The 13,518-nt window shown below is 70.1% G+C and carries 10 protein-coding genes; 6 read left to right on the top strand and 4 right to left on the bottom strand.

All coding sequences use genetic code 11. The features are described from left to right. The first annotated feature begins 59 nt into the window (after positions 1-59). From HUT18_RS32745 to HUT18_RS32735, 3 genes are all read left to right on the top strand, one after another. Positions 60-1,421 (top strand): esterase-like activity of phytase family protein, encoded by a 1,362-nt coding sequence (locus tag HUT18_RS32745; protein ID WP_176104123.1) that lies wholly within the window; start codon positions 60-62, stop codon positions 1,419-1,421. Positions 1,422-1,778: 357 nt separating this feature from the next. Further along, positions 1,779-2,378 (top strand): N-acetylmuramoyl-L-alanine amidase, encoded by a 600-nt coding sequence (locus HUT18_RS32740; protein ID WP_176104122.1) that lies wholly within the window; start codon positions 1,779-1,781, stop codon positions 2,376-2,378. Between the two features lie 172 nt (positions 2,379-2,550). Beyond that, positions 2,551-3,783 carry a phosphodiester glycosidase family protein gene (locus tag HUT18_RS32735; RefSeq protein ID WP_176104121.1) on the top strand — a complete coding sequence of 411 codons (1,233 nt, stop codon included), beginning with the start codon at positions 2,551-2,553 and terminating at the stop codon, positions 3,781-3,783. A gap of 18 nt (positions 3,784-3,801) precedes the next feature. Here HUT18_RS32735 and HUT18_RS32730 read toward each other — a convergent pair whose 3' ends face one another. From HUT18_RS32730 to HUT18_RS32720, 3 genes are all read right to left on the bottom strand, one after another. Further along, positions 3,802-3,996, bottom strand: coding sequence for a hypothetical protein (locus HUT18_RS32730; protein ID WP_176104120.1), 195 nt, complete (start codon positions 3,994-3,996; stop codon positions 3,802-3,804). Positions 3,997-4,129: 133 nt separating this feature from the next. Further along, the gene (locus tag HUT18_RS32725; RefSeq protein WP_176104119.1) at positions 4,130-5,020 is read right to left on the bottom strand and encodes a phosphatidylinositol-specific phospholipase C/glycerophosphodiester phosphodiesterase family protein; all 891 of its coding nucleotides are present in this window, start codon (positions 5,018-5,020) and stop codon (positions 4,130-4,132) included. Between the two features lie 372 nt (positions 5,021-5,392). Continuing rightward, the gene (locus HUT18_RS32720) at positions 5,393-6,145 is read right to left on the bottom strand and encodes a PIG-L deacetylase family protein (protein ID WP_176104118.1); all 753 of its coding nucleotides are present in this window, start codon (positions 6,143-6,145) and stop codon (positions 5,393-5,395) included. A 369-nt stretch (positions 6,146-6,514) separates the two neighbouring features. On the opposite strand from HUT18_RS32720, the gene HUT18_RS32715 reads away from it, so the two are divergent. Continuing rightward, positions 6,515-7,990: an amino acid permease gene (locus HUT18_RS32715; RefSeq protein ID WP_176104117.1), complete on the top strand. Its 1,476-nt coding sequence runs from the start codon at positions 6,515-6,517 to the stop codon at positions 7,988-7,990. Between the two features lie 111 nt (positions 7,991-8,101). On the opposite strand, the gene HUT18_RS34105 is transcribed toward HUT18_RS32715, so the two are convergent. Continuing rightward, complete coding sequence (locus HUT18_RS34105) at positions 8,102-9,811, bottom strand: DUF2637 domain-containing protein (protein WP_254878906.1); 1,710 nt, start codon at positions 9,809-9,811, stop codon at positions 8,102-8,104. Positions 9,812-10,192: 381 nt separating this feature from the next. Between HUT18_RS34105 and HUT18_RS32705 the strand changes: the two genes are divergently transcribed. Then, positions 10,193-11,293 (top strand): N-acetylmuramoyl-L-alanine amidase, encoded by a 1,101-nt coding sequence (locus tag HUT18_RS32705; RefSeq protein WP_176104116.1) that lies wholly within the window; start codon positions 10,193-10,195, stop codon positions 11,291-11,293. A 606-nt stretch (positions 11,294-11,899) separates the two neighbouring features. Then, a complete protein-coding gene (locus tag HUT18_RS32700) occupies positions 11,900-13,474 on the top strand; it encodes a DUF4331 domain-containing protein (RefSeq protein WP_176104115.1) in 1,575 nt (524 codons plus the stop codon). The last annotated feature ends 44 nt before the right edge of the window (positions 13,475-13,518 follow it).

The following is a 13,518-nucleotide window of genomic DNA, read 5'->3' as shown; positions in this document are numbered from 1 at the left end:
GTTGAGGCGGTGCACGGAGTGTGTGGCCGAAACCGCACTCTCGTCGCAGGAGGCCCCGAATGTCCACACACGCCGCCGGTTCGCGCCGCACCCGTCGCCGACTGACCATCGGGGTGCCGCTTGCCGTGCTCACCGCCGCCGCGGTGGCCGGAACCGCTGTGGGCGTGCAGGGTGGGGACGAGGCCGCCGAGGGCAGCGGTGCCGAGGTCACCCGCACCGCTCAGCTCCCGGACATTGCGCTCGGCACCTTCAGCAACGAGCTGATCCCCGGCTCGGTCGACGACGACCGCGACGTCGACCTCGGCGGCCTCGGCTCCGACATCTTCCCGGCCGGCGACAAGAACGAGTTCTGGACGGTCACCGACCGGGGTCCGAACGGCCAGATCAAGGTCGACGGCAAGAAGCGGCGCACCTTCCCGGTGCCCGGCTTCGACCCGGCCATCGTGAAGATCCGGGTCGGGCGCGAGAGTGTCCGGGTCCTCAAGTCCATTCCGCTGACCACCCGTTCGGGCAAGCCGGTCACCGGCCTGCCGAACCAGAAGAGCCGCGACGAGGCCCCGTACACCTACGACGCGGGCACCCCGCTCGCCTTCGACCCCAACGGTCTCGACACCGAGGGCATCGTCCGGGCCGAGGACGGCAGCTTCTGGCTCGCGGACGAGTACGGTCCCTCGCTCGTCCATGTCTCCGCCAAGGGCCGGGTCCTCGCCCGCCACGTGCCCGAGGGCCTGAACCTGGAGGGCACCGACTACCCCGTGGTCGAGTCGCTGCCCTCCGTGCTGCTGCACCGCAAGATCAACCGCGGCTTCGAGGGGCTGGCCCAACTGCCCGGCGGCGACCTGGTCCTGGCCGTGCAGAGCCCGCTCTCGCTGCCCGACGAGGACGGGGGCGAGAAGTCGCGTACCGCGCGGCTGCTGCGCTTCTCGCCCGGGCAGGGCGAGGTCACCGCCGAGTACGCCTACCGCTTCGACCCGGTGGACGTCGTGGACCCCTCCGAGGACGACACCTCCGAGCTGAAGATCTCCTCCGTGGTCGCCGTCGGCAAGCACCGGCTGATCGTCCAGGAGCGCACCGACAAGGCCTCGCGCCTGCACCTGGTCGACCTCCGCGGCGCCCGCAGCATCCTCGGCTCCGAGTGGGACGCGGACGACACCTCCCCCGCCCTGGAGGAGCTCGAGGACCCGGCGGCGTCCGGAGTTCCCGTACTGGACAAGGAACTTCTGGTCGACCTCAACAAGGTCGAGGGCGTGCCCGGAAAGATCGAGGGCGTCGCGCTGGCCCGCAAGAACACCCTCGCCCTGATCAACGACAACGACTTCGGCATGACGGACGGCAAGGAAGCCTTCGACTCCGAGGGCCGTCTGGTCGACAGCGACATCGAGACGACCGTGACCTACGTACGGCTCGACGAAGGTCTCTGAGCCTGCGGCAGCGACGCGGCGCCCCGCCCGAGGGGCCTCGCAGGCACCGGTTCTCGCGTCACTCGCGTCACTGAAGCGGCGGTCCGTCCCGGCGGGCCGCCGCTTCGGCGTTCCGCCGCACGATTGGCGCGACCGAGCTCTTCCGCCTCAACGGGCCGCCGCCGTACGGTACTTGACGCCCGGGACCGCCGACCGCCGACTTGCCGGTCACCGAGCGCGCGAGCACCGGCCCGCCGTGAACCCGCCGCGACGCCGGTCCCCCTGCCCCGGGAGCCTCCGTCCCGACGCGGCCCTGCCCGGGTGCTCCCCGCTGCTCGGCGTCACCCCGTCGAGCACGACACGAGAGGCAGACCCGCCATGGATCGTGCACCCGGCTTCCTCACTCGGCGCCGTGTCCTCCAGGGCGCCGCACTCGCGGTTCCCGCCACCCTGCTCCCCCTGGGCGCCCACGCCTCGGTCGGCCCCCTCACCGGCGACTACCCGCCGGCCGAGCACATGCCCGCGAGCACCCGCAACTACACCCTCTCCAGCCGCCCGAGCAGCTACCGGATCGACTTCGTCGTCATCCACGTCACCCAGGAGACCTACGCCGACACCGTCAAGATCTTCCAGGACCCCGCCAAGCAGGTCTCCGCGCACTACCTGGTCCGCTCGCAGGACGGCCATGTGGCGCAGTGCGTGCGGGAGAGGGACATCGCCTGGCACACGGGCAACTGGAACTACAACACGCGCAGCGTCGGCATCGAACACGAGGGCTGGGTGGACCGGCCCCAGTACTTCACCCACGCCCTGTACGAGGAGTCCGCGAAGCTGACCGCCTCGATCTGCGACAAGTACGGCATCCCCAAGGACCGGGCGCACATCATCGGCCACCACGAGGTCCCCGGCGCCGACCACACCGACCCCGGCCCGTACTGGGACTGGTCCCGCTACATACGCCTCGTCAACTTCGCCTGACGCAGGGAGCCGCGCCACCCTCCGCCCGACCAGCACCCCTCCCCCGGTCGGGGTGACTTTTCCCCGCCCTTCACCCGCAGGTCGGTGTGGCGCCACCGGCCGGGGAGCCCGGCGGTGCTGAACTCCTCGATGGCACAGGGCCGTTGGCGTTCACCCAGGAGGAGCCGGACCCGTGACTCGACGTATCGCACACGGCAGGACCGTGCTGACCGCGCTCACCGCCTGGAGCGCACTGGCCGCGACCGTGCTCTGGGAAGCGGCGCCCGCGACCGCGCACACAGCGGTCGAGGACATCGCCCGGGGAGTGGGCTACGACCACTTCGACGTCGAGGCGGCCAAGGGCACCACCCACGCCCATGTGCTCACCGTCGACCTGACCGACCCGCATGTGAAGGTCGACCTGCTGCACCCCGGCACGGTCTCGGACCGGGACGCGGTCTCCCATCTGGCCGATGCCCAGGGCGCGGTGGCCGCCATCAACGGGGACTTCTTCAACAACAACGAGAGCCAGCACCCGGGCGTCGACCCGACCTGGGCCTCGGTGGGACCCGCGGTGGCCGACCAGCGTGCGTTCAAGGGCGCGGTGCCCGACGGGCAGCGGCACGGCCCCGCCATGCCGCCCGGTGTGACCACCAAGGAGGTGCTCGGCGTCGGCACCGACGACCGGGCCCGCCTCGACAAGCTGACGCTCGACGGGTCGGTCGTCGCCGACGGGCGCACCCTGCCGCTGGGCGGGCTCAACCAGTACGCGCTGCCCGAGAACGCCATCGGCGCGTACACCCCGGACTGGGGCAGCGTCTCCCGCAAGCGGCCCACCTGCGGCACCGACACCGACCGCGGGGCGCCCTGCTCCCCTGACGTGTACGAAGTGACCGTACGGGCGGGCCGGGTGGCCTCGACCGGTGAGACGCCGGGCAGCGGCCAGGTACCCAAGGGCAGTTTCGTGCTCGTGGGCCGGGAGAAGGGCGCGGCCGAACTGCGCAAGCTCTCCGTCGGCGACCCGGTGTCCGAGCGGCACCGGCTGGTGGCCGCGCGCTCGCGCGTCGCCTACGGCTTCGCGATCGGCGGGTTCCCCGTACTGCGCGACGGAGAGCCGCTGGACGGTCTCAACAGCACCGCTTCGGCGCCGCGCGCGGCGGCCGGGTTCTCCGCCGACGGCAAACGGCTGTTCCTGCTCGCGCTCGACGGGTCGCCGCAGTACCGGACCGGACTGACGCTCACCGAACTCGCCGCGCTGATGCGGAAGTTGGGCGCCGAAGCGGCGATCAACCTGGACGGCGGCGGCTCCAGCACGCTGGTGGCCCGCAAGGACGGCGCCGGTTCCGTCGCCGTTCGCAACCACCCGGCCGACGGCGGCGTGGAGCGGCTGGTCTCCACCGGCATCGGGGTCTTCACACGGGAGTGAGCCGCCGCGCGGGCGCCGTCACGGATCGAGGCGGCCGACGATCTCGGCGGTCGCGGCGAGTCCGTCGTTGATGGTCGGGGCCATGCTCGTGCTCGCCAGACAGAAACCGAGCAGGACGCAGACGACCGCATGCGAGGTCTTCAGCGCGCCGTTGCGCACGAAGACCACCGCAAGGATCGCCAGCAGCAGCACCACAGAGATGGAAATGGCCACGTCACCCTCCTCCGCCACGTCGACACGCGCGGCTTTTGGGCGCAAGTGTCGCGTAGCGGAGGTTGAGCACGAGTGCGTGGCATGTCCCCCGAACGTGTATGACTGGTGGTGACAGAGCTGCGCAGCGTGGGCCTCAGGCGCCCCGGGCCTCCAGGAATGCGGCGAGGCCCGCGAGGTCGTCGGTGTTCAGGAAGTCCACGCCTTCGGCGAGAAGTTCACTCCACAGGGCTTCACGCGGCGCGCCCGGCAGGTCGGGGGTCGCCCACATCCGGACCTGTTGGCCGCGCCCGTGTGCCGCCGAGACGATGCCGCGCAGCTTTTCGCGCTCCGCGGCGGGGAAGGCGCCGACGCCCAGCCAGGTGAAGTTCTTGGTCCAGTTGTCGCTGATGAGGGGGATGAAGCGGGCGTCGGCGGGTCCGTCGAGGTCGGTGAGCCGTCCGTCGTAGAAGGCGAGGCGGTCGCGCTGGGCCTCCATCACGGGGCGTGCCGCCCGGTCGCCGGAGATCACCGCGGTGACCGCGCCGGGGCGCACCCGGCCGCCGTGGTACCGGGTGAACAGCTCCGGATAACGGCGCAGGACGCCGTCGAGCGCCCGGTAGGTGGCCGCGCCCTCGGTCTTGATGTCGATCAGAAGCTGGAAGGGCTCACGCCAACCACGGTAGACCGAGCCCCAGTTGGCCCGTACGCGCTGCCGCAGCGGCTTCAGGTAGAGCGATTCGAGGGTACGGGCCGGATCCAGGTCGACCGGGTCGTGCGCGACGAGCAACTGGCCGTCGACGAGGAAGATGTCGGCCTCGACGCTGCCGAAGCGGTGGTCCAGCGCGTCGAACAGCGGACGGGTGTGCTCGTAGTCGTTGTGGGCGTGAGCGCGGAAGTGGGGCTCCGGGCCCGGCTCCCGACGCGGCGTCTGGGCGTGGGCGACCGGTGTGCCGTTGCCGCCGAACAGCAGGGCGGGCGAGACGAGGGCGGCGACGGAGGCGCCGCCGACGGCGGTGAGGGCTCTGCGGCGAGTGGTGAGGGCCATGACTGCCTCCCTGGTTGAGCCGAACGGACCTCAGCGAGTATGAGGTTCACGGGTGCCCGACAGGCAGTCCCCGGAAGGGGAGTTGTCGCGATAGCCACCACGGGTTCACTCCGCGCGCGTCCCGGTGGCCCGGGCTTCACCCGGCGGATGCCGCCGAGGGAGGGGCGGTTGGGGGCGCTCGAACACCTCTGTCGCAGTGGCGAGTTGACCCGGCCGGGCACGGCGGCAGCGGTCAACGCGCCCCGGCCCGTCGGCTTCGTACGCCGACGGGCCGGGGCGGCCTGGCCACTCAAGTCGCCTGCGCGGCACCCCACTTGGACGATGCGGCACCCCACTCGGATGGGGTCGCACTACGGACAGCGACTCAGCGACTCAGCGACCGAAGAGTTCGAAGCCGACCGCGGGCCGACCGCCGAACCGGGGAGCGAGCGCCTCGGCGTTCGCGGTGAGGAAGGAGCGGCAGTACGCCTCCGGGTCCTCCTTGGTCAGGACCTCGATGTAGGCACGGTGTTCGAGCAGCGAGCGCACGGCGCGGTCGAGACCGGCGGTGACGTCGGCGGCGTGCGTCGGGCGTACGGTGCCCGCCACCGCGACCCAGCGCACACCGTTCCAGGGTTCGAGTCCCGCCTCGGCCAGCTCCGGGAAGATCCAGCGGTTCCCGGCGTCGCCCGCGGCGTCGAGTGTCGCGCGGCCGACCGCCACGTGGTCGGGGGTGTTCCAGGCGACGCCGCCCCAGGTATCGCGGTGGTTGAGGGTGATCACCAGCTCGGGACGGTACTTCCTGATCGCCGCGGCGATGTCCCGGCGCAGCGCGATGCCGTACTCGACGACGCCGTCACGGTGGTCCAGGAAGTCCACCTGGGAGACGCCCACCACCGCGGCGCTCGCCCGCTGCTCGCGCTCGCGCAGCGGGCCGCAGGTCTCCGGGTCGATCGTGTCGATACCGGCCTCGCCCCGGGTGGCAAGCACATAGGCGACCTCCTTGCCCGCGTCGGTCCAGGCGGCGATCGCGGCGGAGCAGCCGTACTCCAGGTCGTCCGGGTGGGCCACGACCGCGAGGGCACGCTGCCAGTCCTCGGGCATCGGGGGCAGCTGGTCCTGTGGGGCGTTCGGCGTCTCGGTCATGAGCGCAGGCTAAGTATTTGGAGCGGACACAGCGAGTTAATTCAAGACCACGCGGGGAGCATCGACCCAGCAAATACGGGGATACAAGCAGCGTCCGGCAGCGCACCACGCATCAGTAGCTTTACCCAGGGTTACTCGTGACAACCTTCGAGCGCTCGAAATTGAGCCATGTTCACACTCGATATAAAGGCCACGAAAGAGATTCACCTCACTTTCACAGCCCCCAGGGTGGACAGGAGATGACCGGCGCGAGAAGGTCCAGCCACCTGCGATCGGTGGTCAGCGCGCGCCGAGCGTGACTGCGCACCGGTCGCCGCCCCTCCGTCCCGTACGGCGGACCGTTGCTCCCCTCCCCCCTCTGGAAGCGATATGACGACACCTTCCCCACGCCTCACGAAGGGGCCCTCCGGCGATGAGCAGGACGCACAGAGTGTCGCGAGTACCGGGGCCGCGGACGCGGGCCTGAAGGCGGGACTCAAGAACCGTCACCTGTCGATGATCGCGATCGGCGGTGTCATCGGCGCGGGCCTGTTCGTCGGCTCGGCCTCGGGCATCGCGGCCGCGGGCCCGGGCATCCTGCTGTCCTACGCACTGGTCGGGACCATGGTGGTCCTCGTCATGCGGATGCTGGGCGAGATGGCCGCGGCCGACCCCACCTCCGGCTCCTTCTCCGCCTACGCGGACCGCGCGCTCGGCCGCTGGGCCGGGTTCTCCATCGGCTGGCTGTACTGGTTCTTCTGGGTCGTGGTCCTCGCGATCGAGGCGACTGCGGGCGCGGTGATCCTCGAAGGCTGGGTGCCCTCGGTACCGCAGTGGGCGTGGGCGCTGATCGTGATGGTGGTGCTGACCGCGACCAACCTGGTGTCGGTCGGCTCGTTCGGCGAGTTCGAGTTCTGGTTCGCCGGGATCAAGGTCTTCGCCATCGCCGCCTTCATCGTGGTGGGCGGGCTCGCGGTGTTCGGCATCCTGCCGGGCTCGGACGGCGGGGGCGACGGCTTCTCGAACCTCACCTCACACGGCGGCTTCCTGCCCAACGGGGCCGATGCCATTCTCACCGGCGTCCTGATGGTCGTCTTCTCCTTCATGGGCAGTGAGATCGTGACGCTCGCCGCGGGCGAGTCGGAGGATCCGCGCCGTGCCGTGACCAAGGCGACCAACAGCGTGATCTGGCGGATCGGCATCTTCTACCTGGGCTCGATCTTCGTCGTGGTCGCGCTGCTGCCGTGGGACAGCCCGGCGATCGCCGAGAAGGGCTCGTACGTCGCCGCGATGGACGAGATCGGCATCCCGCACGCCGGTCAGGTCATGAACGTGATCGTCCTGACGGCCGTCCTGTCCTGTCTCAACTCCGGCCTGTACACCGCCTCCCGGATGGCCTTCTCGCTCGGCGGCCGGGGCGACGCCCCGCGGTCCTTCGCCCGCACCACCCGGCGCGGCGTCCCGCAGACGGCGATCCTGTCCTCGGTGGCCTTCGGCTTCCTCGCGGTGTTCTTCAACTACCAGTGGCCGGACACCGTGTTCGAGTTCCTGCTGAACTCCTCCGGTGCGGTGGCCCTGTTCGTCTGGCTGGTGATCTGCTTCTCGCAGCTGCGGATGCGCCGGATCATCCTGCGCGAGCACCCGGAACGGCTCGTCGTACGGATGTGGCTGTACCCGTATCTGACCTGGGCGACGATCGGCATGATCTCCTTCGTCCTGGTCTACATGCTCACCAAGGACGACACCCGCGAGCAGGTCGTTCTGTCGGTGCTCGCCGCGGCCGTGGTGGTCGGTCTGGCCGTGCTCCGCGACCGTGTCAGGGCGCGGCGCCAGGTGTCCGCCCCCAAGGCGGACCAGCACAGCTGAGCCAGGTGACATCACGGCCTTCGGGCCGGTGCGGCGCACTCCGCACCGGCCCGAAGGCCGTTCGTGTTCACCGGGGCAGAACTCTTCCGGTCGGCCGAGGGCCGCTCCGGTTCAGTCGCCGACCAGCGCCCCGACCGCCTGCCAGCGCCGCTCGAAGTCCGGCAGGTAGGCCGCGAGGTCCTGTTCGTCGATGAGCGAGTTGTGCTGGCCGGTGATCCCGTGCTGGGCCAGGACCTCCACCAGGACCCGCGGATCGGGGGCGCCGCCCTCGGCCCGCAGTGCGGACCAGGCACCGTAGATCCGGAACTCCACGTAGTACCGGCGCAGGGTCGCGGGGCTGATCGGGCGGCCGGAGCGGCCGGTCACGCCCTGGGCCGCGAGGTGGCCGGCGAGTTCCTCGGCGCCCGGCTCCCGGCCCTCGCCCTCCCGCAGGTGGAGCCAGGCGAGGCAGTAGCGGTCGGCGGCGGTCAGTTGGGCGTACGGGTCGTCCGTACGCTCCGCCGCGTCGGGGGCCGGTCCCTCCGCCTCCTCGGCCGGGTGCCCCTGGACGCCGTCGGCTCCGAGGTCCACGTCGTGCACCGCGCCCTGGTCGGGGTGCCCGGCGGGCTCCTCCGCCACGACCGGGAGGCGGCGCTGGAACTCGTGGAGGTGCCCGGCGAGTTCGGACTCGTTCAGCGGGTTGCCGAAGGCGTCGGTCACGCCGTAGCGCTGCATGAGGTACCAGGAGAGCTGGTACGCGGTGGGGTGCATGTTCTGCTCCGCCACGTACTGCGTGAACGCCTCGAAGTAGAACTCCTCCCAGGTCTCCCAGGAGGGTTCCTCGGCACTCTGCTCGGCGGCCTCCACCTCCGGCTCGACGCTCGTGCCGTCGTCCGCAGGCCCGGCCTGCCCCGCGTGCTCGGGCCCGGCCGCGCCGGACTCCTGCACGGCGCTCTGCGGCTGGTGCTCGGCCGTGTGCGGACCCGGCACCGCGGCCCGCGCGGAGACCGCCGTACGGTCCGCCTCCCGCGCCGCCGCCGGGTCGAGTTCCTTGCGGGGGCCGGGAATTCGGCCCGTGAGGGTGCTTTCCGTGGTGGCGGCGCGTACCTCCCACCGGGTCTCGGCATGGCCGTCGGAATCAAAGCCCAGCGGCTTGCCGTTCGCATCCAGACCCGCGGCGGCGAGTCCGTCGGGGGCGGTCTCGGCGAGCGGTACTCCGTACTTCGCCAGCCGCAGCGGCATCAACGACTCGACCGGCGCCTTACGACGCCACCCCCGCCCGAACCGCGAACGCAACCGCGCCTGATACACCAGCCGTTCCTGCTCCAGCTTGATGACCTGCTCGTAGGAACGCAGCTCCCACAGCTTCATCCGCCGCCACAACAGGAAGGTCGGCACCGGGGACAACAGCCAGCGGCTGATCCGTACGCCCTCCATGTGCTTGTCGGCGGTGATGTCCGCGATCCGCCCGATCGCGTGCCGGGCCGCCTCCACCGCGACCACGAACAGCACCGGAATCACCGCGTGCATCCCCACACCGAGGGGATCGGGCCAGGCCGCGGCACCGTTGAACGCGATCGTCGCCGCCGTCAGCAGCCACGCCGTCTGCCGCAACAACGGGAACGGGATACGGATCCACGTCAGCAGCAGATCCAGCGCGAGGAGCACACAGATACCCGCGTCGATACCGATCGGGAAGACCAGCGAGAAGTCGCCGAAGCCCTTCTTCTCCGCGAGTTCACGCACCGCCGCGTACGAACCCGCGAAACCGATCCCCGCGATCACCACCGCACCGGCCACCACCACGCCGATGAGAATCCGGTGTGTTCTGGTCAGTTCCACGGTCGGCCGACCGTCCCCCGCTGTCACCCGTTGCTGCCCTCTCTCCAAGCCTCACGTGAACGGCCCTCACACTCTCACGAAGCGTCAGCGGGGCTGCGGCGGCCCCGTTCAGAGGTCGGACCTGCGAAACTCCGGCGGCGTTTGTCCGCTCGTGGGAGAAACACACCCGCTCCGTTTGCGGCGGCGGTGAAAGTTCACCGACCAACTACCGCACAGGGTTGTCAGGTCCACGTTCACTCCCCTTTGCTGGCTGGGTATCAACCCGGCACCCTCGCTCCGTCCGGCAGCCCCCAACACCCCTTCCGTACGGGTGCGTTCGGCCCCCACCGTCCGTCACGACCGTCCAGCCCCATTCCCCCCACTCTCCACGAGGAGTCCGCGATGACGGCACAGCCAGGTTCCCCCACACCCGCCCGCCGCGCGCTGCTGCGCACGACCGCGGTCGCCGCCGCGCTCGGCGCGACCGGCTGGAGCGCCGCCTCGGCCGCGCACGCGGCATCACCCGCCCGAGTCCGTCCCGGTGCTACGCGCGTCAACGCCGTGGAGCCGCGTATCTACACCACCGCCGAGTGGGCCGCGCGCCCGCCGGAGATCGACATCGTCGTCGAGGACCACGTGCCGACGTTCATCGCGGTGCACCACACCGCCGAGCCCGGCAACAGCGAGGACTACTCGCTGGAACACGCCATGCAGATCTGCCGCGACATCCAGAACTTCCACATCGACGGACGCGGCTGGGGCGACACGGGCCAGCAGTTCACCAACAGCCGTGGCGGTTTCCTTCTGGAGGGCCGTCACCGGAGTCTGGAGGTGGTCCGCGGCGGTGTCCAGCACGTCCAGGGTGCGAACGTGGGCGGGCGCAACAGCGAGGTCATCGGGATCGAGAACGAGGGCCTGTACACGGACGTCGACGTACCTCCCGCGCTGTGGGACTCCCTCGTCGCCCTGGTCGCGTGGATCGCGGGCCAGTACAACCGGCCGGTGGAGAACATCCTCGGCCACCGCGACTTCAACTCCACCGAGTGCCCGGGCAATGTGCTCTACGGCCGCCTCCAGGAACTGCGCGACGCGGTCTCCGGCACCCTCGGCCTGCCCCGCGTCACGGCCCCGCTCGTCTGGCCGCTGCTCCGGCCCGGCAGCACCGGGGCCCGGGTGCGCGCCGCCCAACACCTATTGCGCGCAAGGGGGTTCGGCTCACTGCGGGCGGACGGGGTCTTCGGTCCGGCGACCAAGGAGGCCGTGGTCAAGCTGGCCGCGGTGCACGGTGTCGAGCAGCACGTGTGCTCGGCCACCTGGCACCGGACGGTCGACGAGACGGGCTATCTCGGCTCCGACATCTGGCCGCTGCTCACCCCGCGCGTCTTCGAGAACGCCCACGAGGAAGTCGGCCGCGCCCTCGCCGCACTGCGCGACTCGGGCGGCCGCCGCACCGCCGGGGGACGGGTGCTGACTCCCGCCGACTGGAAGCGCCTGCTCGCCTGACATCGCGTACCGCCCAAGAAAGCGTGACCGCCGCCGGGGGCCTGCCAATTGGGCCACCGGCGGCGGTGCGTTCCGGACTGTATCGAGGTGTCTCCGGCGAGGGGCGGCGCCCCTGGGGCGCTCGCTCTCTTGTGGGCATCTCCGGCCGATGGCCGTGCGGCACATGCACAAGGCCCAACCCATAAGCCCGCACCTCCATGGGCACGTACGGGCAACCCCACGAGCAATCCCTATTGCACATTTATTGCAATAAGAGGCGAGTCCCGAGTGGGCTAACGATATCCGACGTGTCGTCAATGAATTTGCCTGTCGCGGCAAGTGGCGACCGCCCGCCGCTGCCTGCGATTTCTCGTCATCACATCCCCTTTCCTATTCCCACACGGTCACGGAATGAGGAATTCGATGGCTCTGCCCGTGCTTTTCTGATCCTTGCGTACCCGGCTGTCTGGCGATGTGTGTGACCTGTGCCGGTTCGCGCCCGTGACGAAGCTGTCCGGTCGCGTTCCGCTCCCGTCCGTCGGCCGGTCGCCCACCCCCCACGTGGACCCAGCCCGTCGCCCTTCCCTCCGGGCGGCTTTGACGGGGTCCCAGCCGAAAGGATCAGTCTTGACGTCCACTTCTGCCAGACCCCCCAGGCGGCGTCTGCTCGACCAGTCGCTGCTCGTCCTCGGCGCCGGTGCGCTGACCACCGGCCTGGTCGTGCTGACGCTGGCGCCGGGAACCAGTGTGGCCTCCAGTCACCGTGAAGCTCCCCTGATCGCGGGTGACCCGCGGGCCGACAACACCGATGTGTACGCGTTCACCAGTCCCGACCGCGACGACACGGTGACCCTGGCCGCGAACTGGATTCCTTTCGAGGAGCCCAACGGCGGGCCGAACTTCTACGCCTTCGCCGACGACGCCAAGTACCACATCAAGATCGACAACACGGGCGACGGCAAAGCGGACATCACGTACACGTGGCGTTTTCGCAATCTGATCCGGGACGCGGCGAACCAGTTCCTCTACAACACGGGTCCGGTCACCTCGTTCAACGACCCGGACCTGAATTTCCGTCAGGTCTACGATCTGACGGTCACCACGTCGCACGGCACCAAGACGCTCCTGCGCGGAGCGCCGACCGCTCCCTCGCGTGTGGGTAATGCGTCGATGCCCGACTACCCGAGGCTGCGTGACGAGGCCGTGCGGGGGCTGAAGCACGGCGGGAAGGCGTTCGCTGGGCAGGCCGAGGACCCGTTCTTCGCCGACCTCAGGGTCTTCGACCTGCTGTACGGCGGGGACTTGAGCGAGCGCGGGCAGGACACCCTGGCCGGCTACAACGTCAACTCTGTGGCCCTGCAGATCCCCAAGAAGGCTCTCGCGCTGAAGGGCGACACGACGCGCAACCCGGTCGTCGGGGTGTGGTCGACCACCGAGCGTCAGGGTGCGACGGTCACCGACAGCCGTAAGAAGAAGAACAACACAGGCTGGCGTCAGGTCTCCAGGCTGGGCAACCCGCTGGTCAACGAGGTCGTCGTCCCGCTGAAGTACAAGGACGCGTTCAACTCGATCTCGCCCGACCAGGACCGCACGGTGCAGCCGGTGGTGGACAAGGTCCTCGACCCGATCCTGCCCAAGGTGATCGAGAAGGTGTACGGGATCCCGGCACCGAAGCCTCCGCGCAACGACCTGGTGGAGATCTATCTGACGGGTATCTGCAAGGCATGCGGTCCGATCAAGGCCGACCTGAACTCCCACCGTCTGAACAAGGACGCGGCGGTGGGCGAGATCGTGCCTGCCGAGGAACTGCGCCTGAACATGGCGGTGCCGCCCACCGCCGAGCCGCAGCGTCTGGGTGTACTGGCCGGTGACCTGGCGGGCTTCCCGAACGGCAGGCGCCTTGCCGACGATGTCCTGGACATCTCGCTGCAGGCGGTCGAAGGCGCTGCCCAGACCGGTGAGCTCGTCGAGGCGCTGGCCGACGGGGATCAAGTGGACACCAACGAGGTGCCCTTCGAGGACCGCTTCCCCTACCTCGCGCAGCCGCACACGCAGAACGTCAACCGCGGTGGCGACGACGGTCCCGGCGGGGACGACGGCTGGCCGTTCAAGGACGCGCACGCCTCGTCAATGGCGGGTTTCGGGGCGCTCATGCTCACCACGGGTGGCTACCGTCTGCGCCGCCGCAAGGCCGGAGCCTGACACCTCTTGCCCGAGGCATCCTCCAGAGCGCGGTCCTTCCGCGT

The organism is Streptomyces sp. NA04227 (assembly GCF_013364195.1).
Lineage (GTDB): Bacteria > Actinomycetota > Actinomycetes > Streptomycetales > Streptomycetaceae > Streptomyces.
Note: the sequence above shows the minus strand (reverse complement) of the source record. Positions and strands in the feature narration are given on the sequence as shown.